The organism is Enterococcus sp. AZ091, assembly GCF_051714805.1.
Lineage (GTDB): Bacteria > Bacillota > Bacilli > Lactobacillales > Enterococcaceae > Enterococcus_D > Enterococcus_D gallinarum.
Genome location: NZ_JBIOSO010000001.1, coordinates 1689687 through 1714849 on the forward strand (window position 1 = coordinate 1689687; position 25163 = coordinate 1714849).

Here is a 25163-nt window from a genome sequence, read left to right on the forward strand (position 1 = left end):
ATGCACCTATGAAAGCAAATAAGCAAAGTTTGGCATTTTATCAGAATATGGTAAAATATGAGTGAGTTTTTTGATTGGGGAGAAAAAGCAATGAAAACATTAGCGATCGATACATCAAATCAAACATTGGCCATTGCAGTCATGGATGGTCAGGAGATCCTAGGACAAAGTCAGACGATGGCTATCAAAAATCACAGCAGTGCATTGATGCCGGCAATCGATTTATTGATGCAATCTGTGGGGGTATTGCCGCAGCAGTTAGAGCGAATCGCAGTTGCCCAAGGTCCGGGATCTTATACAGGATTGCGGATCGGTGTCACGACCGCTAAAACATTAGCCGATACATTACATATCCCATTGGTGGGCGTGTCGAGTTTGAAGAACATAGCTGCGAATTGTGTTGGGGTTTTGAAAGTGATCGTGCCATTATTTGACGCACGTCGCAACAATGTCTATGCTGGTGGCTATCGTTGGCAGGAAGGGAAGCTGCAGTCAGTGATCCCTGACCAGCATGTGGCATTACCGACATTGTTGCATGCATTAGCTGAGTTGCACACAGAGGTACTTTTTGTTGGAGCTGATGCTGCAAAATTTGCCCCGCAAATCACTGAAGCCATGCCGTCTGCACAGATCAATCACGTTTCTTTGTGGAATTATCCGAATGGCGTCGTGTTGGCAGAATTAAGTGAAACAGAGGAACCCGTTTCGTCGATCCATGATTTTGTGCCAGAGTATTTGAAACTTGTTGAAGCGGAAGAAAAGTGGTTGGCATCCCATACTCCAGGAGCGGATACATATGTTGAAAAAATTTAAATCTTTCCAAGGAAAGCTGACCCTTTTTCGTAAAGTTCAATACCCAGAACAGACGAAAACGATTCAGGATGAAACGTATGTGATTCGTGAAATCGTCGGCGAAGATATCAAAGAGTTACTGCAAGTGGAACGATTGGTGTATGCCGGGGAGCTGCCTTGGACCAAGAGCGCGTTTCTTTCAGAGATTTATTCGCGATTTAAGCATTTGTACTTGTGTATCTTACAAAATGAGCGCATGATCGGTTTTGCGGGCGTTCGTTTGTTGGGAGAAGATGCTCATATTACCAATATTGCTGTTATACCTGAATATCAAGGCCGAGGTGTCGGCTCTTTTTTGTTGACTGAAATCGAACAGTATGCGCGAAAAAACAAATGTGACCGAATTTCGTTAGAAGTGCGTTTAAGTAATCGTGACGCTCAGCGGCTTTATCGACAGCTTGGCTTTGTCTCGCGAGCGATCAAAACTGCCTACTATACAGAAGGAAATGAAGATGCATTGGATATGGTGAAATTTTTAAATGAATAAACTGTTGAATAAAGAAGAGTTGCCTGCAAAAAGTGAAGAGCTGTTATGGCAATTGGCAGAAGCGAGTTACCAAGATGGCTCTCCCTGGACTTGTGAACAATTCAAGCAGGATTTGGCTGCTGTTGACAGTCACTATTTAGTACTCCAGCCAATGGAGGCATTTGTTAGTTACCGTCGGGTTTTAGACGAAGCTGAAATCTTTAATCTCGCAGTCTTACCGGAAAAAAAAGGACAGGGATTGGGGAAACTCTTGCTGCAAGCTGTTATTCAGTCTTGTCAATCTGCTGGCGTCGAAAGGATTTTTCTAGAAGTGCGGGTCCGTAATTTTCCAGCACAAGCCTTATACCTGCGAATGGGTTTTGAAATCATTGGGCGGCGCAAAAATTATTATAGTCATCCTCAAGAGGATGCATTGATCATGGAAAAGAAAGTGAGGCCAGCATCAATCAAATGAATGAATTGATTTTAGCCATTGAAAGCAGCTGCGACGAAACAAGTGTCGCTGTCATAAAGAACGGGGACACGATTTTAAGCAATATCGTGGCTTCTCAAATTAAAAGTCATCAACGTTTTGGTGGCGTTGTCCCAGAAGTAGCTAGTCGACATCATGTGGAGCAGATTACTCTTTGTTTAGAAGAGGCACTGAAACAAGCAGAAGTGACACCAGAAGACTTATCCGCTGTAGCGGTCACGTACGGTCCAGGCTTAGTGGGGGCGTTGCTGATCGGTCTTTCGGCAGCCAAAGCGTTTGCCTGGGCGCATGGATTACCCTTGTTGCCAGTCAATCATATGGCGGGGCATATCTATGCGGCCCGTTTTGTCAAACCTCTGACCTTTCCATTGCTTGCCTTGCTAGTGAGCGGTGGACATACGGAGTTAGTTTATATGACAGAAGATGGTTCCTTTGAGATTATTGGCGAGACACGTGACGATGCTGCAGGAGAAGCATATGACAAGGTAGGACGAGTCTTAGGACTTTCTTATCCTAGCGGAAAAGAAATCGATCGTTTGGCGCATTTAGGTGAGGACACGTACCATTTTCCCAGAGCAATGATTCATGAAGACAATTTTGATTTTAGTTTTAGCGGATTAAAGAGTGCCTTTATTAATTTTGTCCATAATGCGCAGCAACGAGGAGAAACATTGGACGAAGCCAACCTTGCTGCTAGTTTTCAAGCAAGTGTCGTAGAAGTTTTGGTCACTAAGACGATTCGCGCCTGCAAGACTTATCCTGTTAACCAATTGATTGTTGCAGGTGGCGTTGCTGCAAACCAAGGCCTGCGTCAGGCACTAGATGAAGCAATGAGTGACCTGCCTGAGATTGACTTGATTATCCCACCTTTGCGTTTATGTGGCGATAATGCGGCAATGGTCGGGGCCTTTGGGCATATTTTGTTAGAAAAAAAACAGTTTGCCCCACTATCTTTGAATGCTGTGCCAAGCCTAAGTTTTGGTCATGAAATGAAATAATCAAGCATTTGCTGCTCAACATTACAGAGAAGACCGTGGCGTCATCGGGATACGAATCCGAATGGCAGCCCACGGTCTTTTGTTTAATTATTTGGATAAAATTGATTAAAAATACGTAAAACTTGTATATATTGAATAAAAATTAGAAAAGATGTATACTGGCTAAAAAACATAGGCAAGAAAGGGTGCAAAAGAAATGAAATCCGTTTTTAAAGGTCGCAGTTTTTTAGCAGAAAAAGATTTTACCAGAGATGAATTGCAGTATCTGATCGATTTTTCATTACATGTAAAAGAATTAAAGCAAAAGAATATCCCGCATCGTTATTTGGAAGGAAAAAATGTCGCTCTTTTGTTTGAAAAAAATTCTACTCGGACGCGAGCTGCCTTTACCGTTGCTGCCGTTGATCTAGGAGCGCATCCGGAATTTTTAGGAGCAAACGATATCCAGATGGGATCAAAAGAATCTGTTGAGGACTCTGCAAAAGTATTTGGTCGGATGTTTGATGGGATCGAATATCGAGGATTTAGCCAAAGAATCGTTGAAGACTTGGCGAAATATTCTGGTGTACCTGTCTGGAATGGATTGTCTGACATGTGGCACCCGACACAGATGATCGCAGACTTTATGACGATTCAAGAAAATTTTGGCAGTCTTGAAGGTCTGACGATCGCTTACTGCGGCGATGGAAGAAATAACGTTGCGCAATCCTTACTTGTGACTAGCGGGATTCTCGGTGTTGCTATTCGAATCATCGCACCAAAAGAATTACAGCCGGAACAGCAAGTCATCGAGCTGGCAGAGCAATTTGCCCAAGCATCACAAGCCGAAATTTTGATTACAGATGATGTGGCAGCTGTAGCAGGAGCAGACGTCGTTTATACCGATGTATGGGTTTCAATGGGAGAAGAAGCAAAATTTAAAGAACGAATCGACTTGCTGATGCCTTACCAAGTAAATGCCGAATTAATGAAAAAAACCAATAATGAACAAGCCATTTTCCTCCATTGTTTACCAGCTTTTCATGATACACAAACCAAATATGGAGCCAAAATCGCTGCTGATTTTGGCTTGAAGGAGATGGAAGTGACGAATGACGTTTTTCACAGCAAGCAAGCGCGCCAGTTCGATCAAGCAGAAAATCGCCTTCACTCTATCAAAGCTATTATGGCTGTCACCCTAGGAGATCTTTTTATTCCAAAGGTTTAACTAGCGAAATCCATGCAAAGGCGAAAAACCGGCTAGCCAAACCGATTATTTTTTGTTATACTTTCTGGGAACAAAATAGTAGATAATCGATGAGCAAGAAGAGTAGCTTTTGTTTTTCAGCGAGTTCGGGAAGGTGTGAGCCGAACAATCAAGAAAGTGAAGCGCACTTGTGAGATTTTGCCTAGCAAACGGAATTCTGCCGTTATCAGAAATAAGTAGGTCTTTTAAGAATCATTCCTTAAAGGACAAATAGAGTGGTACCGCGGGAAATCTCGTCTCTAGTGCATGTGATGCACTAGAGGCTTTTTTTAGTTGTTCCGCATGTACATTCGCTGGGCATTGCTTTCGTATCGAAACAAATGGAGGGAAAGAAAATGAATAATAAACAAATCGTTGCACAAGCTATTTATGCCGCAGTCAAAGAAGATTTGACTTTAGAACAAGTCAGTCAATTGTTAGAAAATCCTAAAACTGCTGAACACGGAGACGTTGCTTTTCCTGCCTTTGCGTTAGCCAAAGTCTATCGCAAAGCACCGCAACAGATCGCTAGCGAACTGGCGGAAAAAATTGATCCAGCTTCTTTTGAAAAAATCGAAGTCGTGGGTCCATACTTGAACTTTTTTATGAATAAAGAAGTGATCAGCGAACACGTCTTACAAACCGTCTTGAAGGAAAAAAATCATTATGGAGATCAATCAATTGGCAATCAGCAGGCGGTTCCGATTGATATGTCTTCACCAAACATTGCGAAACCAATCTCCATGGGCCATTTGCGTTCGACGGTGATCGGTAATTCGATTGGCTTTATTCTTGAAAAAATCGGTTATCAGCCAATTCGGATCAATCATTTAGGAGACTGGGGAACTCAATTTGGGAAATTGATCGTCGCCTATAAAAAATGGGGTTCTGAAGAAGCAGTTAAAAAAGAACCAATCAATGAACTCTTGCGTTTATATGTTGAATTCCATGAACAAGCAGAAAATGATAAAGCGTTGGAAGATGAAGCTCGGGCATGGTTCAAGAAGCTAGAAGACGGTGATCAAGAAGCAACCGAATTATGGCAATGGTTCCGCGATGAGTCATTGCAAGAGTTCAACAAAATCTATGACATGCTGGAAGTAAGTTTTGATTCATTGAATGGGGAAGCCTTCTACAATGATAAAATGACGGAAGTCGTTGAACTTTTGGAAGAAAAACATTTATTACAAGAAGACCAAGGCGCAGAAATCGTTGATTTGACTGCCTATGATCTCAATCCAGCGTTGATCCGCAAATCTGACGGCGCAACATTATATATCACTCGGGATATGGCGGCAGCATTGTACCGCAAACGGACTTATAACTTTGCTAAGTCTCTGTATGTTGTCGGTAACGAACAAAGCTATCATTTTAAGCAATTGAAAGCAGTTCTTAAAGAAATGGGCTTCGATTGGTCAGATGATATGCACCACATCCCATTTGGTTTGATCACCAAAGATGGTAAGAAGCTGTCTACTCGTAAAGGAAAAATCGTTTTATTAGAAGAAGTATTGAATGAAGCCATCGAATCTGCGAAAGAACAAATCACAGAAAAAAATCCAGGCTTAGCGAACAAAGATGAAGTGGCAAAACAAGTGGGTGTCGGTGCGGTCGTCTTTCATGATTTAAAAAATGATCGCCTGAACAACTTCGATTTCACATTGGAAGAAGTCGTTCGTTTTGAAGGAGAAACCGGACCTTACGTCCAATATTCTCATGCACGGGCGATGAGCATTTTAGAAAAAGCACAATTTGATCCTGCCAATGCGCAAGCTCTTGCTTTGAATGATGCAGAGAGCTGGGAAGTGATCAAGTTGATCCAACGCTACCCAGAAACTATCTTACAGGCTGCAGATAAATATGAGCCATCAGTGATTGCTAAACATGCGATCAAATTAGCGCAAGCCTTCAATAAATACTATGCAAATGTCAAGATTTTAGCGGAAGATGCGCAAAAAGATGCTCGATTGGCATTGGTTTACGCTGTAACAGTCTTGTTAAAAGAAGATTTGCGTCTGTTAGGATTACATGCACCTGATAAAATGTAAATAAAAAAAAGATACCAACGGCAGCCTATATGCTTGCCGCTGGTATCTTTTTTTCGATTCTTTAGAGAATAGCATGGGACTTGATATATTCAGTCAGCTTGATGGCATCTTCATTTGTACGGGAAATAACGGCTACTGTATCAAAGCCGGCGAGAGAACAAACTTTCTCAGGCATCGAAACTTCATCTAAAGCCGCTGCCAATAAAGGTGCATTGTCAGGGATCGTATTGATTAGCGTCATAAATTGAACACGATCCACTTTGGTGACGACATCTTCCAGCATGTGAATCAGCCGTTGTTCTTCCGCTTTTTCATTTTCTTGAGTATTCATTCCTTGAAAGAGAACAAATTTTGTTTGTCCAGTCTCATCAGGCTGTTTGACAATTTTTAGATCACGGATATCGCGGGAGATCGTTGCCTGCGTAGCGGTTACTCCTTGTGCTTCGAGCAACTGCAACAGTTCTTCTTGAGTTCCCACACTATGTTCTGCAATAATCTGTTTGATCAATAAATGCCGGTCGGATTTACGCATAAATAGACTCCTTTAATTGAATTCTTCAGCATTATCATAGCAGAAAAAGGATTAAAAACCTAGGCTTTAGTCAGACTGAACACCCGTTGTTTGTAAGAAAAAAATGTAAAAGTAAACAGCTAGGTTTATGAGGAAAAGCAGTTGCAATTCTTTAGTAGCTACTGTATACTGTTTAAGGCGTGAGTTTTTTGACTCCGCAAATCCACATCTTGTTCCATCTGCGAAGCGGTGCTGATAATCAGTTCTTCGAAGAGCTAAAGAACAAGAGAGGAAATCAAAAACCAAATTGGAGGAAACACATCATGGCAGTAATCTCAATGAAACAATTGCTAGAAGCCGGCGTACACTTTGGACACCAAACACGTCGCTGGAACCCAAAAATGAAGAAATATATCTTCACAGAAAGAAACGGTATCTACATCATCGACTTACAAAAAACTGTTAAGTTAGTAGATGCAGCATACGACTACATGAAAAACGTTGCTGAAGAAGGCGGAGTTGCTTTGTTCGTAGGAACAAAAAAACAAGCCCAAGAAGCAATCAAAGAAGAAGCTATCCGTTCAGGTCAATACTACGTAAACCATCGTTGGTTAGGTGGAACATTGACGAACTGGGAAACTATCCAAAAACGTGTTGCTCGCTTGAAACAAATCAACAAAATGGAAGAAGATGGCACATTTGATGTCCTTCCTAAAAAAGAAGTCGTTGGTTTGAACAAAGAACGCGAACGTCTTGAAAAATTCTTAGGCGGTATCGCTGATATGCCAAGAATTCCAGATGTAATGTACGTTGTTGACCCACGCAAAGAACGCATTGCGATCCAAGAAGCACGTAAATTAAATATCCCAATCGTAGCGATGGTTGATACAAACTGTGATCCAGATGAGATCGACGTAGTTATCCCATCAAACGACGATGCGATTCGTGCCGTTAAATTGATCACTGCTAAAATGGCAGATGCATTTATCGAAGGCAACCAAGGCGAAGACCAAGTAGTTGAAGAAGATTTTTCTGCTGAATCAACAGAAAATGCTACTTCAATCGAAGAAATCGTTGATGTTGTCGAAGGCGACAATGTATCAGCTGAATAAGAAATGATGGAGCTGTTTCAAAGGCTAGGCGCCAAGCCTCACTCTCCTTTGAAACAGCTTTTTTAAAAGGCAAGTTCAGGCTTGTTAAATGACATTTAGGAGGAAAACAAAAAATGGCAGAAGTAACAGCTAAATTAGTAAAAGAATTGCGCGACATGACTGGTGTAGGTATGATGGATGCAAAACGTGCCTTAGTTGAAGTCGAAGGAGATATCGAAAAAGCCGTTGATCTATTACGTGAAAAAGGAATGGCTAAAGCTGCAAAGAAAAATGATCGGATTGCTGCTGAAGGATTGGCATCTGTTGCTATCAACGGGAATGCTGCTGCAATCGTTGAAGTAAACTCTGAAACAGACTTCGTTTCTAAAAACGAAATGTTCCAAGATTTAGTTAAAGAAATCGCAGAAGTAATCGCTGCAAACAAACCTGCTGACATGGAAGCTGCTTTGCAGTTGGAAACATCAAAAGGTAAAATGGAAGCAGCATTGATCGAAGCAACTCAAGTTATCGGTGAAAAAATCAGCTTCCGTCGTTTTGAAGTTGTTGAAAAAGATGACAACTCTGCTTTCGGTGGCTACTTGCACATGGGCGGACGTATCGCTGTCTTGACTGTTCTTGAAGGAACAACAGACGAATCAGTTGCAAAAGATGTCGCTATGCACGTTGCTGCAATCAATCCTCGCTATGTGAATGAATCTCAAATCTCACAAGAAGAATTGGATCACGAAAAACAAGTTTTGACTGAACAAGCATTGAACGAAGGCAAACCAGCCAACATCGTTGAAAAAATGGTTGAAGGCCGTTTGAAAAAATTCAAAGCAGAAATCGCTTTGGTTGACCAACCATTCGTTAAAGATCCTGACATGACTGTTGAAAAATTTGTTGCTTCAAAAGGCGCAACAGTGAAATCATTTGTTCGTTTTGAAGTCGGCGAAGGTATCGAAAAACGCGAAGATAACTTTGTAGAAGAAGTTATGAGCCAAGTCAAAAAATAATTCTGTTCCTCGAACAGATGGGAACGCATGGAAGTGCGCTCCCTTTTTTTAAGCAAAAACCGATTTTCAAAAAAATTGCACAAATTCAAACAGAATGGCGCCAATATGCTACAATAGTATTGGAGAATGTACGGAGGAATCATCATGGGTAAACCAAAATATCAACGTGTTGTGTTAAAATTGAGCGGCGAAGCATTGGCAGGGGATGAAGGATTTGGTATCAAACCGCCAACGATCCAAGAAATCGTCAAAGAGATCAAAGAAGTCCATGAACTTGGTGTTGAAATGGCGATCGTAGTAGGCGGCGGTAACATTTGGCGTGGTCAGATTGGTGCACAAATGGGCATGGAACGAGCGCAAGCAGACTATATGGGAATGTTGGCAACTGTCATGAATGCATTGGCGTTGCAAGACACTCTTGAGAACGCTGGCGTACCGACTCGCGTCCAAACATCGATCGAAATGCGCCAAATCGCAGAACCTTATATTCGCCGTCGGGCAGAACGTCATCTAGAAAAAGGGCGTGTAGTGATCTTTGCTGGCGGCACAGGGAATCCTTATTTCTCAACAGATACTACGGCTGCCTTAAGAGCAGCTGAAATCAATGCAGATGTGATCTTGATGGCAAAAAATAACGTCGATGGTGTCTACTCAGCAGATCCAAAAATCGATCAAAGTGCAGTGAAGTTTGAAGAGCTTACGCATCTAGAAGTGATTTCGAAAGGATTGCAAGTCATGGATTCCACTGCAAGCTCATTAAGCATGGATAATGATATTCCGTTAGTTGTCTTTAATTTAAATGAACAAGGAAATATTCGCCGTGCAATCTTAGGAGAACATATTGGAACGACAGTAAGGGGGAAATAGAATGGCTGACAAAATTTTAACAGAAGCAAAAGATAAAATGAAAAAAGCAGCAGAAAACTTGCAGCGCGAGTTAGGACAAATTCGTGCTGGTCGTGCGAACGCAAGTATTTTAGACCGTGTGATGGTAACCTACTATGGTGTTCCAACACCACTAAATCAAATGGCATCAATCACGATTCCTGAAGCGCGTATTTTGATGATTACGCCTTTCGACAAAACAATGATCCAAGAAGTCGAAAAAGCGATCATGCAAAGCGACATCGGTATCACACCTGCTAATGATGGTACAGTAATCCGTTTAGTCATTCCGCAATTGACGGAAGAGCGCCGGAAAGAATTGGCAAAAGATGTGAAAAAAGAAGCGGAGAATGCGAAAATTGCTGTCCGTAATATCCGTCGTGATGCGATGGATGCTTACAAGAAGCAAGAAAAATCTGGCGATATCACGGTCGATGATTTAAGAGAATCAGAAAAAGAAGTTCAAACATTGACAGACAACAGTATTAAAGAAATCGATCAGATCGCAGCTGAAAAAGAACAAGAATTATTAGAAGTATAAGAAGCAGGGGCGCACAAGCGCCCTTTTTTTATTCCTAACAAAGAGAAAATGTTTTTGTTTTTCTTTAATATAGATTTCTTTTTTTACTTTTCATAGGCAAGAAATATGATTATTGTTATAATGAAAAAGATGAATTTTACGAAATGGAAGAGGAGCGAATCATATGTTGCGTTTTTTTCCACAAAAAGACAAATATGTTAAGGAAGAAACTGAATACGAACTTGATCCGGCATTACCTGTGCCTCAGCATATCGCGATCATTATGGACGGAAATGGCCGCTGGGCTCAGAATCGGCGTCTACCGCGGGTGGCAGGGCACAAAGAAGGGATGGAGACAGTGAAGACGATCACGACCCATGCCTCGCGGCTTGGAGTCAAAGTCTTGACATTGTACGCATTCTCAACGGAAAATTGGAAACGACCAAATGAAGAAGTCGATTACTTGATGCAATTGCCAGTTGATTTTTTTGACACGTTTGTACCAGAGCTGATCAAAGAAAATGTGAAGGTCCATGTGATGGGCTTTACCGAATATTTGCCTGCTCACACTCAAGATGCTGTCAATCGTGCCATCGAACAGACCAAGGAGAATACAGGAATGGTCCTGAATTTCGCTTTGAACTATGGCAGTCGTGCTGAAATGCTGCAGGCGATCCAAAAGCTGTATGAAGAACTAGACCACACACAGGAGACGGTGGAAATCACCGAAGAAATGATGGACCAGCATCTCATGACTGGTTTCTTGCCTGCTGCACTTCGCGATCCTGAATTGGTGATTCGAACGAGTGGTGAAGAACGGATCAGTAATTTTCTTCTTTGGCAAATTGCTTATAGCGAGCTCTTTTTCACTAAAGCATTATGGCCTGACTTTGATGCCCAATTGTTAGAAGCTGCCATCGGCAGTTTTCAACAGCGAAATCGGCGTTTTGGCGGGTTGAACAAGAAGGAGGACAAAAAGTGAAACAACGTGTGATCACCGCAGTGGTGGCATTAGCATTTTTTTTACCAGTTATTTATGTCGGTGGAATAGCCATCGAGTTGACGGCAGCTTTACTTGCCGGAATTGGTGTGTTTGAATTATTTCGGATGAAAGGATTAGCGGTTCTCAGTTTTGAAGGGGTGTTATCGATTCTTGGGGCTGTGATCTTAGTCTTACCTAAAGATCCTTGGTTTGCTTTCTTACCAGCAAATACAGATAAAAGTGCCTTGTTTTATCTGATTGTCTTGTTGTTGCTAGGGATCGCTGTCGTTTCCAAAAATATGTACACCATTGATGAAGCAGGTTTCCCCGTTTTAGTCAGTCTGTATGTGGGTGTCGGCTTTGAACGTTTCTTGACGGCTAGATTAGTACCAAACGGATTAGTTGTGCTGATTTTTGGCTTGTTTATTGTTTGGGCGACAGATATTGGTGCTTATATGGTTGGCCGCCGATTCGGCGCACATAAGCTATGGCCGGAGATCTCACCGAACAAGACCGTTGAAGGGGCATTGGGCGGAATTGTTTCGGCAGTCGTTGTGGCAGCTCTTTATTTGTTGGCATTCCCAGGCAACGATTACTTTGGCCATGGAAGTCTGATCATGATCGTATTGACGATTATTTTTTCGATTGCTGGTCAGTTTGGTGACCTTGTCGAATCAGCTATCAAGCGACACTACGGAGTAAAAGATTCAGGCAATATTTTGCCTGGCCACGGCGGGATTCTTGATCGTTTTGATAGTATGCTGTTTGTTTTTCCAATCATGTACTTATTAGGTGTTTTCTAAAGCAATCATTTAGTTAGTCTAGATAAACGAGCAATAATCACTTGCTTGACTAGATAAGTGCTAGGTCATTAATTTGTTTGATCAGCTCCGCAGAAAGAAGACAATTTTTAACCTCATTTTAACCTTATTTCAACCTCTAAATGAAGCCTGTTTTCACGGGACCAGACATTTAGAGGTTTTTTAGTTCTCGACTATTTGGCGGTCGAAGCTTTTTTGACGGACCCCTGTGAAGAATGCGAGGGTAAGGAAAAAAGAACACTCTTCCTGTTAAGGAATGTGTTGTGAGAAAGAGCCACAGTCTTTTTATGCGTGTTAGAGCTTGGTTCTTTAAATTCTTGTTACAATAACGCCGGAAGTTCCTCATTAGGTGTGGGTGTGATAAAATAAAGAAAGGTTTCCCCTTTAGCAAGAGGGAACAGTGAAAGCGAGGAAACAGAATGAAAACGATTCTTGTGTTTATTATCATATTTTCTGTTGTGGTCGTAATCCACGAATTTGGACACTACTTCTTTGCCAAACGTGCAGGGATTTTAGTTCGGGAATTTGCCATTGGAATGGGTCCAAAGCTTTTTGCCCATCAAGGAAAAGATGGAACGACTTACACGATTCGAATGTTACCATTAGGTGGCTATGTTCAAATGGCAGGCTGGGGCGAAGATGAGACAGAGCTGACACCAGGTATGCCGATCTCACTTGTGCAAGACAAGGATGGAAAAGTCATCAAGATCAATACTAGCAAAAAGGTGCAGTTGCCTCATGCGATTCCGATGGAAGTGGTAGACTTTGATCTCGAAGAAAAGTTGACGATTGCAGGGTACATCAATGGAAATGAACAAGAAAAAGTCGCTTATGCGGTCGATCATGATGCAACCATTATTCATGAAGACGGTGTTGAAGTAAGGATTGCACCGAAAGATGTTCAATTTCAGTCAGCGAAACTTTGGCAGCGAATGTTGACCAATTTTGCTGGACCGATGAATAACTTCATCTTAGCTTTTGTTTTATTCACAGGGTTAGTGTTTGCACAGGGTGGTGTACAAGATGTGAATACGACCAGCATCTCTGGTATCCAAAATGGTTCACCAGCCGCTGAGGCAGGCTTGAAAGATGGCGATGAGATCTTAGCAGTCAATGGCAAGACAGTATCCAACTGGCAGGAATTGAGCAGTGAGATCCAAAATTATCCTGACACGAAGATCCCCCTTGAAGTGAAGCGGGGAAGTGATACATTAACGATTGAAGCAACGCCAGAAGGGAAATCTGCTGAAGGAGAAAAAGTAGGATTTATGGGAATCAGTCCTGGCTTGAAAACAAGTCTTGGTGACAAGCTATTAGGTGGCTTGAAATTGACCTTCAACAATGCTTTACTGATTTTCCGAGCTGTCGGTAATTTGATCGTACAACCAGATCTGGACAAATTAGGCGGTCCGGTGGCCATTTTCCAATTGTCCTCACAAGCAGCCTCACAAGGGGTAGCCTCTGTCGTCATGATGATGGCGGCGATCTCCATCAACTTAGGAATCTTTAATTTGTTGCCTATTCCAGGGTTGGATGGCGGCAAACTCGTTTTGAACATTCTTGAAGGTGTCCGAGGTAAACCGATCAGTCAAGAAAAAGAAGGAATCATCACGTTAATTGGGTTTGGTTTTTTGATGTTGCTGATGGTGTTAGTGACTTGGAATGATATTCAGCGCTTTTTCTTTTGATTAGAGGAAGCAGCTGATATGGGCCAAGCAGGGTGTATGGTATAGCAAAGTGTTTGCAGCAAAGGAGAAAAAAATGAAGCAGTCGAAACTGTTTATTCCGACATTGCGGGAAATACCAAGTGATGCGGAAACATTGAGTCATCAACTTTTAGTTAGAGCCGGTTATATTCGGCAAGTGGCAGCAGGCATCTACATGTATTTGCCTTTAGCCCAGCGGGTGTTGGAGAAAATCAAAAAATTGATGCGGGAAGAATTAGCCAAAATTGATGCAGTAGAAATGACGATGCCAGTTTTATTGCCCTTGGAACTATGGCAAAGTACTGGGCGAGATGGGCTTTATGGGCGCTCACTGTATCAGTTAACAGATCGAAACGAGCGGGAGTATGTCTTGGGGCCAACCCATGAAGAGCCTTTTACGGAATTGATCAAAAGTGAGATCTCTTCCTACAAACGTCTGCCGATCAGTTTGTATCAGATTCAGTCAAAATACCGAGACGAACAACGTCCGCGCTTCGGTTTGATTCGCAGTCGCGAATTCATCATGCAAGACGGCTACTCATTTCATGCCGATGAGTCAAGTTTAGATACGACTTATCGTCGGTATGAAGCAGCCTATCACGCGATTTTGCAGCGTTGTGGTCTGGAGTATCGCGCAGTGATTGGTGATAACGGTCTGATGGGAGGGCATGATTCCAAAGAATTCATGGCACTGTCGCAGATTGGTGAAGAACTAATTTGCTACTCAACGGAAAGCGACTACGTGGCGAATTGGAAAATGGCCACAAGTTTGTATGTATCAAAGAAATCTCACGAAACCTTTCTTGAGCGCGCAGAGTTGCAGGTTGATCCATCTTATTCTCTGGAAGAAGTAGCTGCAGCTTGTGAGAGTGACTTGACTAAGATCGTTCAGTCCTTTCTTTTGTTTGCTGATGGAGAACCGGTCATGATTCTTCTACGTGGCGATCATCAATTGAACGAAGCAAAAGTCAAAAATTTTCTAGAAGCCGATCAATTGAAAATAGCTACACCAGAAGAATTACGTTGTCATCTGCAAACTGAAGCAATCAGTCCCATTGCGCTGCCGGAAAATGTCCGCTTATATGCTGATCAGCATGTACAAGATTTAGCAAATGTGATCGTCTTTGGGAATGAACCGGGCCATTACTATCAAAACGCAAATGTAGGACGAGATTTTTCCCCATTGGCATTTGCTGATTTTCGATTGGTGCAAGAAGGTGATCCTTCTCCAGATGGCAAAGGGGCCCTAACTTTCACACGAGGAATCGAAGTTGGCCACATTTTCAAGCTAGGAACCAAATACAGTGAAAGACTTGGTGCGACAGTTGTCGATGAGAACGGTCAGGAGACGCCAGTCATGATGGGGTGTTATGGCATCGGTGTATCTCGTCTTCTATCAACAATCGTTGAACAGCACGGCAATGAAGAGGGAATCGATTGGCCGAAAGAGATTGCACCCTATGATATCCATATTATTCAAACTACAATGGAAGACTCGTATCAAACTGCTTTGTGCGAGGAAGTAGAGCAAGCGATGCTTGCTGTCGGTTATGAAGTTTTAGTAGATGATCGCAACGAACGTGCTGGTGTCAAATTTGCGGATGCGGATTTGATAGGCTGTCCGATTCGATTGACCATTGGCAACAAAGCGACAGAAGGGATTGTCGAAATAAAAATCAAACACACAAATGCAACCGTTGAAGTTCGTAAAGAGGAAGTGGCTACGACATTAACGATCTTGTTGACTGCATCTGAATGATCCGTGACAAAAATCGAGGAAGGGGGAGCCCTTTCTCGATTTTTTAATGAAAGACAAAAGAAAAAGAGGTATACTAATTAATACTGAGAAAAAGGAGGATGGTCAATTGTCAAAAGAAAGAGAGACCTTTGAGATCTTATTAGAGCAAATCAATGCTGGTCCTAATTTACGCCAACATCCTTTGATACAGACCGCTCAAATCAAACAAGTCGTGGTCCATCGCCAGTCAAAAGCTTGGACATTTTACTTGCAGTTTGATACATTGCTACCCGTTATGGTGTATCAATCGTTCAAACAACATTTGGAACTGGCCTTTAAGGAAATCGCTGCGGTGCGAATGATCATTGAAGCCAAGGATAATGCCTTCGATCAACAACTGATCCAAGAGTACTGGCCATTAGCACTCGCAAATCAAAACTGTGATCGTCCACTAGTACAGCAAGTCATTAAGAATCAGCTACCGGTAGTGAATGAGAAAAAAGTGATCCTGCCTGTTACCAATGAAGCGGTAATCGCGATTTTGCAGCAACAATATTTACCAATCATTGAAGAAAACTATCAAACATTTGGTTTTCAAAAATTTCGTATCATTCCTGAAATGGATGCCGAACAAGCAGAAGAAGCTTTAAAAGAATTGGAAGCTCGTAAAGAAGAACAGACTGCTGCTTTCCAATTACAGGCTGCTGAGAACTTGATCGCCCATGAACAGCGGAAAAAAGAAGTGAAAGCTGTTGAATTTGACGGTCCGATTGCATTGGGAAGGAATATTCCAGCCGATGAACCCGTTACCCCAATGATTAATATCATTGAGGAAGAACGCCGTGTGACGATCCAAGGATATGTCTTTGATAAAGAAGTTCGGGAATTACGTTCAAAGCGGAAGATCTTGATTCTGAAAATCACGGATTATACGTCATCTTTCAGTGTCAAAAAGTTCTCCAATAATGAAAAAGATGAACAAATCTTTGAGGCAATCGCCAAAGGCAGCTGGGTAAAAGTTCGCGGAAGCGTGCAGGAAGATACCTTTATGCGAGATCTTGTTATGAATGCTCAAGACTTGATTGAGGTAAAACACGAGATTCGGAAAGACTATGCACCTGAAGGAGAAAAACGGGTGGAACTCCATCTTCATTCAAATATGAGTACGATGGATGCCACGAATAATATCAGTGATTTAGTCGCACAAGCTGGAAAATGGGGACATAAGGCGATCGCTATTACGGACCATGGTGGCGCGCAAGCTTTCCCAGATGCCCATCATGCGGGTGAAAAAGCTGGCGTTAAGATTTTATATGGGGTTGAAGCCAATATCGTTGATGATGGCGTTGCAGTAGCTTATAATCCTAAACCAGTTCTTTTGACGGATGCCACGTATATTGTGTTTGACGTGGAAACGACGGGGCTATCTGCCGTTTATGATACAATTATCGAATTAGCGGCTGTCCGCATGCATAAAGGCAATGTGGAAGGCTCATTTGATGAATTCATTGATCCAGGACACCCATTGTCTCGCACCACCGTAGAGCTTACAGGGATCACCGATGAAATGGTTCGCGGTTCTAAATCAGAAGAAGAAGTATTGCGACTCTTTAGAGAGTTTTCTGAAGGAGCAATCTTGGTTGCCCACAATGCTTCTTTCGATATGGGCTTTTTAAATACGAGTTATCGAAAATATGGGATTCCAGAAGCCGAAAATCCAGTTATTGATACATTAGAACTGGCACGTTACTTATATCCTGAGTTCAAACGTTTTGGTCTAGGCGTCTTATCTAAAAAATTCGGTGTCAGCTTAGAACAGCATCACCGAGCGATCTATGATGCGGAAGCCACGGGCCATTTAGCTTGGATCTTTGTCAAAGAAGCGATGGAAAAGCATGGCATGCTGCTGCATGAAGACTTGAACCGCCATGTGGGAGGAGAGAACTCCTTCAAAGCGGCGCGACCATTTCATGCGACGATCTTGGCGAAGACGCAAGCCGGATTAAAAAATTTATTTAAATTGATCTCGATGTCGAACGTGAAATATTTCCATGACAAAGTCCCAAGAATTCCACGCTCGGAATTGGTGAAGCTGCGGGAAGGATTACTTGTAGGAACCGCCTGTGACAAGGGAGAAGTCTTTGTCGCAATGATGCAAAAAGGGGTGGATGCTGCCCGTAAATTAGCAGAGTTCTACGATTATATTGAAGTCATGCCCAAAGAAGTTTACGCTCATTTGATTGAGACCGAACTTGTTAAGAATGAATCAGACCTAGAAGACATTATTCGCAACCTGATCGAGATTGGCAACGAATTAGGCAAAGTGGTGGTAGCTACAGGGAATGTTCATTATTTGAATGAAGAAGATGCGATCTATCGTAAGATTTTGATCAATTCAATGGGGGGAGCCAATCCTCTGAATCGCCATAGTCTCCCAGCTGTTCACTTTCGGACGACAGATGAGATGCTGACCGCTTTTCAATTTTTAGGCCCAGATACAGCCAAAGAAATCGTCGTGACGAACCCCAACAAAATTGCGGATATGTGTGAAAAGGTCATTCCAGTCAAGGATGATTTGTATACGCCAAAAATCCCAGGTTCCGAACAAGAAATCACAGATCTAAGTTACAATCGTGCCAAAGAATTATATGGGGATCCTTTGCCTGAGATCGTTGAAAAGCGATTGAAAAAAGAATTAGATTCCATTATCGGAAATGGCTTCTCCGTGATTTACCTGATCTCCCAAAAACTGGTACACAAGAGCAATGAAGATGGTTACTTGGTGGGCTCGCGGGGATCTGTCGGTTCCAGTTTTGTCGCAACGATGACCGGGATCACTGAAGTGAATCCATTAGCCCCTCATTATTATTGCCCAGACTGTCAGTACTCGGAGTTTTATGAGGACGGGTCTTATGGCTCCGGCTATGATATGCCAGAAAAAAAATGTCCGAAATGCGGCACCCGACTAAACAAAGACGGTCATGACATTCCGTTTGAAACCTTCTTAGGTTTCCATGGAGATAAAGTCCCCGATATCGATTTGAACTTCTCTGGGGAATACCAGCCCGAAGCGCACAATTATACGAAGGTTCTTTTCGGAGAAGATTATGTTTACCGTGCAGGAACGATCGGTACGGTAGCAGACAAAACCGCATTCGGTTTTGTAAAAGGGTTTGAGCGGGATCACAATCTTCATTATCGTGCAGCAGAAGTGGACCGGTTGGCCAAAGGGGCTACCGGAGTGAAGCGTACCACCGGACAGCATCCAGGGGGGATCATTGTAATCCCCGATTATATGGATGTCTATGATTTCACACCGATTCAATACCCAGCCGATGATATGAATTCTGAATGGAAGACGACACACTTTGATTTCCACTCGATCCATGACAATATTTTGAAACTGGATATTTTAGGACATGATGATCCGACAGTGATTCGGATGTTACAGGACTTATCTGGAATTGATCCAAAAACGATCCCTACCGATGATCCAGAAGTTATGCGTATTTTTGGCGGAACGGATGTTTTAGGTGTAACAGAAGAGCAAATTTATTCTAAAACTGGTACCTTAGGGATTCCTGAATTTGGGACCCGTTTCGTACGGGGGATGTTGGAACAGACCCATCCGTCCACCTTCGCAGAGTTGTTGCAGATTTCAGGACTTTCCCACGGAACGGATGTTTGGCTGGGAAATGCCGAGGAACTGATTCGGCGCGGTGATGCCAACTTGGCAGAAGTCATTGGTTGTCGGGATGACATCATGGTCTATCTGATTCATGCAGGATTAGATGACGGTATGGCTTTCAAAATCATGGAGACGGTTCGTAAAGGACAATGGAACAAGATCCCGGATGATTTGCGAGATACGTATCTGCAAGCGATGCGGGAAAATAATGTCCCTGAATGGTATATCGATTCTTGTTCTAAGATCAAGTATATGTTCCCCAAAGCCCATGCGGCAGCCTATGTATTGATGGCATTGCGGGTCGCTTACTTCAAAGTATATTTCCCAATTCTGTATTACTGTGCCTATTTCTCTGTTCGTGCGGACGACTTTGATTTGATCGCCATGTCAAAAGGCAAAGAAGCGGTAAAAGAGCGGATGCAAGAAATCAATGACAAAGGCATGGATGCATCGACAAAAGAAAAAAACTTGCTGACTGTTTTAGAATTGGCCAATGAAATGTTGGAAAGAGGCTATGAATTTGGCATGATCGATTTATATAAATCGGATGCTGAGAATTTTGTGATCGATGGCAACAAGCTGATCGCACCATTTCGAGCTGTACCAAGTTTAGGTCTAAACGTAGCCAAACAAATCTGTGAGGCCCGGAAAGATGGTCCGTTCTTGTCCAAAGAAGATCTGGCCAACCGAGGAAAAGTTTCCAAAACATTAATCGAATATATGACAGACAATGGTGTCTTGAAAGATTTACCGGATGAAAATCAATTGTCGTTGTTTGATATGCTATAAGGAAGAAATTTATTATCAACTATAAAAACGATTCGCAGGCACTATCTTTCTCAGAAATGATAGGTCCTCGAATCGTTTTTTTGTTTTTATACATCGACACTTTTGCAGCATGTCATAATAAAACCATCAACAATAATGGAATGTAAATCATATAAATCAAAACGGAGTAGCCTAATGAAGAAGCAGCAAACTCTTCATCTCCCTGGTAATTTCTAACCAGGATCGGCACAGAATTTTGAACAGGCATCGATGCTTGGATGATAAAGACTTGCAGCATCAATGAAGGAACCTGTATCCATTGACCAATCAGCCACACGATCAATGGAGAGAGGAGAAAACGACCTGCGAGGACGCCGGCAAGATCCTTGGTCATACGTAAATTCTTGATACCACTATAGTAAACGATGATCCCAATGATGAACATGGATAGAGGCGTGGTCAACTCAGAAAGATAGCCTCCTAGGCCTGCAATAAATTTCGGTAAAGGAAAATCGAAGAGCATCCAGATCAATCCAATAATAAACCCAATCAATGCAGGAGAGAAGATTTTTTTCAACACAACTAAAGGGTGAAAGGAGACTTTTGCTTCTTCGAAACTAGGGCTGTCTCGAGCGATTTCATAGATCCCAACCGTCCAAAACAAACTAGTGTTGACAATATAATAAAGCAAGACATAAGGAACAGCCTTTTCGCCAAAAATAGCCAGGTTGATCGGTAATCCAATAAAAATTGTATTGGAAAAAGTAAACATGGTGGAGAAGGATCCATGATGAGTGGGAGCTACTTGAAAGAAACGCTGCCAAAGTTTACTGATCCCATGAGTAATGACAATGGATAATAATGGAATAATCATTCCAGAAAACAGTGAAAGGAATTCATCGCGGGTAAAATTCTTGATGATATTCAAAAACATACTTGCCGGCAGTGAGAGATTCAAAACAAGTTTTGAAAAGGTATCTGCTGTACGATTTGAGAACCATTGCTTAAAAGACAACCAGTAGCCAATAAACATCAAACTAAAAATCACAAAAATATTGCTATATGCTTGGAACATGAACTCACCTCTCTTTCACTATAGCGAATCTTGATTCCATAATCAATTCAATCAGAAAAGAATACCCCAAAAAAGCAATCAAAAAAACTATGACCGAGAAGAGTCGGTCATAGTTCTAAATTTATTTTCGTTGTTGTTTGCCGGCATTACGGCCTTTTGCATTTTTATGATTCAAGTTTTTTGGCGTTGTAGGCTGCGTCTGCTGTGTAGGAGTGACATCTTTCCGAGGCGTCACGACCGTTTTAGGCGGATTGGCTTTCATTTCTGCTTCAACTTGCGCACGAATCTTAGGTTTCATGATGACATTTGTAATAAAGGTTTGCAGGCAGCTGAATACCCCGCCGACAACCCAGTACAACGTTACACCAGCAGGTGCACTTAATGACATGAAGACAATCATCAATGGCGAAACGATCAACATTGTTTTCATCGTTTTTTTCTGTTCTTCTGGGATTCCAATGGTTGAAATATATCCTTGTATGAGATACGAAATACCAGCAATGGCTACAAATAGGAAACTTGGTTGTCCTAAGGAAATCCCAAAGAATTCCGAATTTTGAATCCCTTGTGTGTAACGAGCAGTAAAATACAAAGCTGAAAATATGGGCATCTGAATCAGCAGCGGCAAGCAACCGATTCCGCCAAACATGCTGACATTATTTTCAGAATAAATTTTTTGCATGTCTGCTTGTGCTTGCATTTGTTCTTCACGAGTGGTCGCTTTTTTCAAGTTGGCTTGTGCAATATCTACCTGCGGTTTCAAGAACTGCATTTTTTCACTTTGGATCATCGTTTTCTTCGATTGATGGATCCCAAGCGGTAAGATAATAAGGCGTACAACGATTGTCACAGCGATAATTGCCCAACCATAAGACCAATCGAAGTTTTCTACCAGCATGGTGATCAAATTACCTAATGGTTTCACTAAGAAACGATAGATCATGCCGTTTTCATTCGGTGTTCCATCAGAGTTTGTGCTGACACATCCGGATAAAGTCAGTAAAAGTCCTAACAATCCAGACGAGAGCAGCCATTTATTCATTTTTGACATTCTTTTCTTCCTCTTCACTATAAATTTAGACAAAAATAACTATACTAAAAAAGACCGACTATTTCAATGTACAAAAGGAAATTCATTGAAAAATCAATCTTTCGTCGTAGATTTAGTAACCATATTCAACATCAAAACTTGTTCTTTCCTTGATAGAAGGATCTTCTTGGATCTTTGTACTTGTCACTTTACCAGAAGGAGACGGTGAATCTTTGACTGCTTCAACAAAAGCGTCTACCTGTTTCTCTTCGCCGATAGCTTCGATCGTTACTGAACCATCAGATTCATTTTTGACGGATCCTTGGATCCCCATCCGGTCCGCTAACAATTTTGTCGTGTAACGAAAACCGACTCCTTGGACTCGACCTTGAACTTGAATGCGTATTTTTTTCATCAAATCACCCCTCGTTTCAGTCAACCTCTATGGTATATGATAGCGTTTTTCTAACGAAAGAACAAGTTTCATCCTTTGACTCATGCTATAATGAGGCGAGGTGAACAGGATGAGGGAAATTCTTTCAAAAAAAAATACATTGATCAAAGAGGTCAAAAAACTCACACAAAAAAAATACCGCAATCAAACCAATACGTATATAATCGACGGTTGGCATTTGGTACAAGAAGCCATTGCAGCATCGGCACCGATCAATTATCTATTTGTTACTGATAAAGGAATCCAAGAAACCGGCAATCAGTTAAAAGACTATCAAGACAAAGTATTTCGTATCTCCGATGAAGTAGCTGCTTTTCTATCAGATTTACCGACACCCCAAGGGATCTTTGCAGTGATCGAAAAAGAGACGGTTCAAGAAACGATTCATGGAAATTGGCTGATTTTAGATAATGTGCAGGATCCAGGGAATGTTGGGACCATGATTCGTACAGCCGATGCTGCGGGTTTTGCTGGGGTCTTTTTAGGAACAGGCACAGCTGATCGTTACAGCACAAAAGTCTTGCGTAGTATGCAAGGCAGCAACTTTCATTTACCGATCCTTGAAGGGGATGTGCCAGCATTCATCCAAAAATTAAAAGTCCAAGGGACTGCTATTTACGGGACTGAGTTGAATAAAGAGGCGGTTTCTTATACGGAGTTATCTAAGAAAGGAACAGCTGCGTTTATTTTAGGGAACGAAGGACAAGGCGTCCATCCAGATATTTTAGCGTTGACCGATCAAAATGTTTATATTCCTATCTATGGGCAAGCAGAATCACTGAATGTAGCTATTGCTGCCGGTATTTTGATGTACTTTTTTGTCAGTTAGACTTTTTTAAGGAACTGTTAAACTCAAAGCAACTCTTTGGATTCTCCTAGAATTCTGTCTGAGCAGATGCTATACTTCTATTTGTAAGAAATAAGCAGTATCAAAAAGGTGGCAGGCATAAATCTATGACAGAAAAATGGCAAGAAGATAGCGAGTATATGTCTTATGTAGCAGATTTGTTAGAGACAGAAGCTGTAAAAAAATTAGCCAATTATGTTCAACATATGAGTTCCACACGTTTAGAACATTCGATCAGCGTTTCTTATTACAGTTATAAATTGGCAAAAAAATGGGGCGGCAATGCTCGTGCAACAGCTCGGGCTGGATTATTGCATGACCTTTTCTATTATGATTGGCGTACAACCAAATTCGATGAAGGAACACATGCCTATATGCATCCGCGAATTGCCGTTAAAAACGCAGAGAAAATTACTGAATTAAGTGATCTCGAGCGGGACATTATTTTGAAACATATGTGGGGAGCAACCATTGCACCACCCCGATATAAAGAAAGTTATATCGTAACCATGGTGGATAAATATTGTGCGGTGAAGGAAGCATCAGAACCAATGACTCAAGCCATGAAAGCAAAATGGCAACAACGGTTTTGGCATAAACAACGACCAACACATCTCTAATAAAACAGGCAAGCGCCTAGAATCTGTAGTGATTTATCAGATTCCAGGCGCTTTTTTTGTATGGTGGTGAAACAATTGGATCGTGGTGCTCATGATTCCATTCAAAGGGCATACTTACGCTAGTTTCCAAAGAAAAATTCGAGAATAGTCATCAAAAAGATGATGATTGCAATTCCGCCTATAGCTAACGCATGTCTTTTTTTGTGCATGAACAAAATGGCGATATATTCTCGTAAAAAAGCATTTGGCAAGTAATAGAAGGCTGTGTGTGAGCCAATCCCATCTGCTTTGACATGCGCTTGGTCGGCGTACATCCCTGCCCGGAAAATATGATAGTTATTGGAAGCAAAGATTGCGTGATATCCTTCTGGACGTAACGAATCCATGATTTCTTTGGAGAATTTCATATTTTCGTAAGTCGTTGTCGAATTGGCTTCCACTAAGATTTCACTTTCAGGGATTCCTTGAGAAACGGCATATTCTTTCATAGCCACTGCTTCAGGAATTTTTTCATCGCTACCTTGACCACCGGACATCAAAAGACGAGGGGCTGTTTTCTTCGCACGAAATTGAAGATGATAAAATGCGATGGCTTTATCGATCCGTTGGGCTAATAATGGAGAAACTTTCTCGCCATTAAGGAGACCTGCCCCTAAAACTATAATGAAGTCCTGGTCATAGCGGGGATGATTGAATTGATAAATAACCGAGATCGACAAAAAGTTAAGAAAAACCACAAAAAAATAAAGCAGCGATGCCGGAAAAATTGTAAATAAAACACTGACCCAACTTGGTAAGGCATGTAAAAAGGAATCCGATACCAACAAGATCGTTAAAACGATAGCTAAAATCAATGTCAACAGGTTGGCCAATGAGTGGGATTCTCGGCGTAAAACGACGATTGAATTCCAATAGAGGAAAATAATCAATCCATACAAACCAAAAAGAAAAACGAATAGAAAGCCAACTAATGCAACAGCTAAAATCCCACCGACTAAAATATCTTCTGTCCGATAAAGATTAACGAGCAAATAAATCCCAAAGGTCAAGATGAAGACATTAAAAAGCAAACCATTCACTAAACGATGCTTGTTTTTAAAATAGGAATATAAAAATAATCCGGCCAAACTAAGCGGGGCTAAGATAAAAAAACTGCCAGTACGTAATTCCGAAATGGACAAATAGGCCAATAAAGCGGCAATCGTCCAACAACACTCGAAGAAAAAGATATCTGGGTCATCTTTTTTCTTGCGGTACCAAAAAACAAAAATCGCTCCTAAGATATAAGCGATACTGAAAAGCCCAATTTGTGTAAAATCCATTCTTTTC

At 41.7% G+C, this 25163-nt stretch carries 22 protein-coding genes and 1 other annotated feature; of the genes, 17 read left to right on the forward strand and 5 right to left on the reverse strand.

Annotated elements, in window-relative coordinates:
• Positions 1-90: 90 nt before the first annotated feature.
• The 6 genes from tsaB to argS all read left to right on the forward strand — a co-directional run bounded on the left by tsaB (position 91) and on the right by argS (position 6082).
• A complete protein-coding gene (gene tsaB / locus IGJ28_RS08515; RefSeq protein ID WP_081131704.1) occupies positions 91-813 on the forward strand; it encodes a tRNA (adenosine(37)-N6)-threonylcarbamoyltransferase complex dimerization subunit type 1 TsaB in 723 nt (240 codons plus the stop codon).
• A complete protein-coding gene (rimI, locus tag IGJ28_RS08520) occupies positions 797-1339 on the forward strand; it encodes a ribosomal protein S18-alanine N-acetyltransferase (protein WP_438845327.1) in 543 nt (180 codons plus the stop codon). Before tsaB ends, rimI (IGJ28_RS08520) begins: the two co-directional genes overlap by 17 nt.
• A complete protein-coding gene (rimI, locus tag IGJ28_RS08525) occupies positions 1332-1793 on the forward strand; it encodes a ribosomal protein S18-alanine N-acetyltransferase (RefSeq protein WP_003126862.1) in 462 nt (153 codons plus the stop codon). The genes rimI (IGJ28_RS08520) and rimI (IGJ28_RS08525) overlap by 8 nt, the downstream gene beginning before the upstream one ends.
• A complete protein-coding gene (gene tsaD / locus IGJ28_RS08530) occupies positions 1790-2809 on the forward strand; it encodes a tRNA (adenosine(37)-N6)-threonylcarbamoyltransferase complex transferase subunit TsaD (protein WP_252711801.1) in 1020 nt (339 codons plus the stop codon). Before rimI (IGJ28_RS08525) ends, tsaD begins: the two co-directional genes overlap by 4 nt.
• A gap of 196 nt (positions 2810-3005) precedes the next feature.
• Positions 3006-4016: an ornithine carbamoyltransferase gene (gene argF / locus IGJ28_RS08535; RefSeq protein WP_081131703.1), complete on the forward strand. Its 1011-nt coding sequence runs from the start codon at positions 3006-3008 to the stop codon at positions 4014-4016.
• 80 nt (positions 4017-4096) lie between these two features.
• Positions 4097-4299: a binding site (T-box leader), on the forward strand.
• 91 nt (positions 4300-4390) lie between these two features.
• On the forward strand, positions 4391-6082 hold the full coding sequence (gene argS, locus IGJ28_RS08540; RefSeq protein ID WP_003126865.1) for an arginine--tRNA ligase: 1692 nt from the start codon (positions 4391-4393) through the stop codon (positions 6080-6082).
• A gap of 61 nt (positions 6083-6143) precedes the next feature.
• On the opposite strand, the gene IGJ28_RS08545 is transcribed toward argS, so the two are convergent.
• Complete coding sequence (locus IGJ28_RS08545) at positions 6144-6614, reverse strand: arginine repressor (RefSeq protein ID WP_003126866.1); 471 nt, start codon at positions 6612-6614, stop codon at positions 6144-6146.
• 302 nt (positions 6615-6916) lie between these two features.
• Between IGJ28_RS08545 and rpsB the strand changes: the two genes are divergently transcribed.
• From rpsB to IGJ28_RS08590, 9 genes are all read left to right on the forward strand, one after another.
• On the forward strand, positions 6917-7705 hold the full coding sequence (rpsB, locus tag IGJ28_RS08550; RefSeq protein ID WP_003126867.1) for a 30S ribosomal protein S2: 789 nt from the start codon (positions 6917-6919) through the stop codon (positions 7703-7705).
• A gap of 113 nt (positions 7706-7818) precedes the next feature.
• Positions 7819-8700 (forward strand): translation elongation factor Ts, encoded by an 882-nt coding sequence (gene tsf, locus IGJ28_RS08555; RefSeq protein ID WP_005472197.1) that lies wholly within the window; start codon positions 7819-7821, stop codon positions 8698-8700.
• Between the two features lie 144 nt (positions 8701-8844).
• Positions 8845-9567 carry a UMP kinase gene (gene pyrH, locus IGJ28_RS08560; protein ID WP_003126869.1) on the forward strand — a complete coding sequence of 241 codons (723 nt, stop codon included), beginning with the start codon at positions 8845-8847 and terminating at the stop codon, positions 9565-9567.
• Position 9568: 1 nt separating this feature from the next.
• The gene (gene frr, locus IGJ28_RS08565; RefSeq protein WP_003126870.1) at positions 9569-10126 is read left to right on the forward strand and encodes a ribosome recycling factor; all 558 of its coding nucleotides are present in this window, start codon (positions 9569-9571) and stop codon (positions 10124-10126) included.
• A gap of 163 nt (positions 10127-10289) precedes the next feature.
• Positions 10290-11087 carry an isoprenyl transferase gene (locus IGJ28_RS08570; RefSeq protein WP_003126871.1) on the forward strand — a complete coding sequence of 266 codons (798 nt, stop codon included), beginning with the start codon at positions 10290-10292 and terminating at the stop codon, positions 11085-11087.
• The gene (locus IGJ28_RS08575) at positions 11084-11890 is read left to right on the forward strand and encodes a phosphatidate cytidylyltransferase (protein ID WP_003126872.1); all 807 of its coding nucleotides are present in this window, start codon (positions 11084-11086) and stop codon (positions 11888-11890) included. Before IGJ28_RS08570 ends, IGJ28_RS08575 begins: the two co-directional genes overlap by 4 nt.
• A gap of 437 nt (positions 11891-12327) precedes the next feature.
• On the forward strand, positions 12328-13596 hold the full coding sequence (gene rseP / locus IGJ28_RS08580; protein WP_081131699.1) for an RIP metalloprotease RseP: 1269 nt from the start codon (positions 12328-12330) through the stop codon (positions 13594-13596).
• Positions 13597-13669: 73 nt separating this feature from the next.
• A complete protein-coding gene (locus tag IGJ28_RS08585; RefSeq protein WP_252711802.1) occupies positions 13670-15373 on the forward strand; it encodes a proline--tRNA ligase in 1704 nt (567 codons plus the stop codon).
• 106 nt (positions 15374-15479) lie between these two features.
• Positions 15480-19829, forward strand: coding sequence for a PolC-type DNA polymerase III (locus IGJ28_RS08590; protein WP_252711803.1), 4350 nt, complete (start codon positions 15480-15482; stop codon positions 19827-19829).
• A 112-nt stretch (positions 19830-19941) separates the two neighbouring features.
• On the opposite strand, the gene IGJ28_RS08595 is transcribed toward IGJ28_RS08590, so the two are convergent.
• The 3 genes from IGJ28_RS08595 to IGJ28_RS08605 all read right to left on the reverse strand — a co-directional run bounded on the left by IGJ28_RS08595 (position 19942) and on the right by IGJ28_RS08605 (position 22328).
• Positions 19942-20883 (reverse strand): AEC family transporter, encoded by a 942-nt coding sequence (locus tag IGJ28_RS08595; protein ID WP_252711804.1) that lies wholly within the window; start codon positions 20881-20883, stop codon positions 19942-19944.
• Between the two features lie 121 nt (positions 20884-21004).
• A complete protein-coding gene (gene yidC / locus IGJ28_RS08600) occupies positions 21005-21934 on the reverse strand; it encodes a membrane protein insertase YidC (protein ID WP_005472205.1) in 930 nt (309 codons plus the stop codon).
• A 112-nt stretch (positions 21935-22046) separates the two neighbouring features.
• The gene (locus IGJ28_RS08605; RefSeq protein ID WP_005472207.1) at positions 22047-22328 is read right to left on the reverse strand and encodes an acylphosphatase; all 282 of its coding nucleotides are present in this window, start codon (positions 22326-22328) and stop codon (positions 22047-22049) included.
• A gap of 109 nt (positions 22329-22437) precedes the next feature.
• On the opposite strand from IGJ28_RS08605, the gene IGJ28_RS08610 reads away from it, so the two are divergent.
• Positions 22438-23196: a TrmH family RNA methyltransferase gene (locus IGJ28_RS08610; RefSeq protein WP_252711805.1), complete on the forward strand. Its 759-nt coding sequence runs from the start codon at positions 22438-22440 to the stop codon at positions 23194-23196.
• Between the two features lie 125 nt (positions 23197-23321).
• A complete protein-coding gene (locus tag IGJ28_RS08615; RefSeq protein WP_003126881.1) occupies positions 23322-23834 on the forward strand; it encodes an HD domain-containing protein in 513 nt (170 codons plus the stop codon).
• A gap of 119 nt (positions 23835-23953) precedes the next feature.
• On the opposite strand, the gene IGJ28_RS08620 is transcribed toward IGJ28_RS08615, so the two are convergent.
• The gene (locus IGJ28_RS08620) at positions 23954-25156 is read right to left on the reverse strand and encodes a YdcF family protein (RefSeq protein WP_438845328.1); all 1203 of its coding nucleotides are present in this window, start codon (positions 25154-25156) and stop codon (positions 23954-23956) included.
• Between the last annotated feature and the right edge of the window lie 7 nt (positions 25157-25163).

Coding starts and splice junctions, on each gene's coding strand:
- tsaB (WP_081131704.1), top strand. CDS start 91: ATGAAAACATTAGCGATCGATACATCAAATCAAACATTGGCCATTGCA.
- rimI (WP_438845327.1), top strand. CDS start 797: ATGTTGAAAAAATTTAAATCTTTCCAAGGAAAGCTGACCCTTTTTCGT.
- rimI (WP_003126862.1), top strand. CDS start 1,332: ATGAATAAACTGTTGAATAAAGAAGAGTTGCCTGCAAAAAGTGAAGAG.
- tsaD (WP_252711801.1), top strand. CDS start 1,790: ATGAATGAATTGATTTTAGCCATTGAAAGCAGCTGCGACGAAACAAGT.
- argF (WP_081131703.1), top strand. CDS start 3,006: ATGAAATCCGTTTTTAAAGGTCGCAGTTTTTTAGCAGAAAAAGATTTT.
- argS (WP_003126865.1), top strand. CDS start 4,391: ATGAATAATAAACAAATCGTTGCACAAGCTATTTATGCCGCAGTCAAA.
- IGJ28_RS08545 (WP_003126866.1), bottom strand. CDS start 6,614: ATGCGTAAATCCGACCGGCATTTATTGATCAAACAGATTATTGCAGAA.
- rpsB (WP_003126867.1), top strand. CDS start 6,917: ATGGCAGTAATCTCAATGAAACAATTGCTAGAAGCCGGCGTACACTTT.
- tsf (WP_005472197.1), top strand. CDS start 7,819: ATGGCAGAAGTAACAGCTAAATTAGTAAAAGAATTGCGCGACATGACT.
- pyrH (WP_003126869.1), top strand. CDS start 8,845: ATGGGTAAACCAAAATATCAACGTGTTGTGTTAAAATTGAGCGGCGAA.
- frr (WP_003126870.1), top strand. CDS start 9,569: ATGGCTGACAAAATTTTAACAGAAGCAAAAGATAAAATGAAAAAAGCA.
- IGJ28_RS08570 (WP_003126871.1), top strand. CDS start 10,290: ATGTTGCGTTTTTTTCCACAAAAAGACAAATATGTTAAGGAAGAAACT.
- rseP (WP_081131699.1), top strand. CDS start 12,328: ATGAAAACGATTCTTGTGTTTATTATCATATTTTCTGTTGTGGTCGTA.
- IGJ28_RS08585 (WP_252711802.1), top strand. CDS start 13,670: ATGAAGCAGTCGAAACTGTTTATTCCGACATTGCGGGAAATACCAAGT.
- IGJ28_RS08595 (WP_252711804.1), bottom strand. CDS start 20,883: ATGTTCCAAGCATATAGCAATATTTTTGTGATTTTTAGTTTGATGTTT.
- yidC (WP_005472205.1), bottom strand. CDS start 21,934: ATGTCAAAAATGAATAAATGGCTGCTCTCGTCTGGATTGTTAGGACTT.
- IGJ28_RS08605 (WP_005472207.1), bottom strand. CDS start 22,328: ATGAAAAAAATACGCATTCAAGTTCAAGGTCGAGTCCAAGGAGTCGGT.
- IGJ28_RS08610 (WP_252711805.1), top strand. CDS start 22,438: ATGAGGGAAATTCTTTCAAAAAAAAATACATTGATCAAAGAGGTCAAA.
- IGJ28_RS08615 (WP_003126881.1), top strand. CDS start 23,322: ATGACAGAAAAATGGCAAGAAGATAGCGAGTATATGTCTTATGTAGCA.
- IGJ28_RS08620 (WP_438845328.1), bottom strand. CDS start 25,156: ATGGATTTTACACAAATTGGGCTTTTCAGTATCGCTTATATCTTAGGA.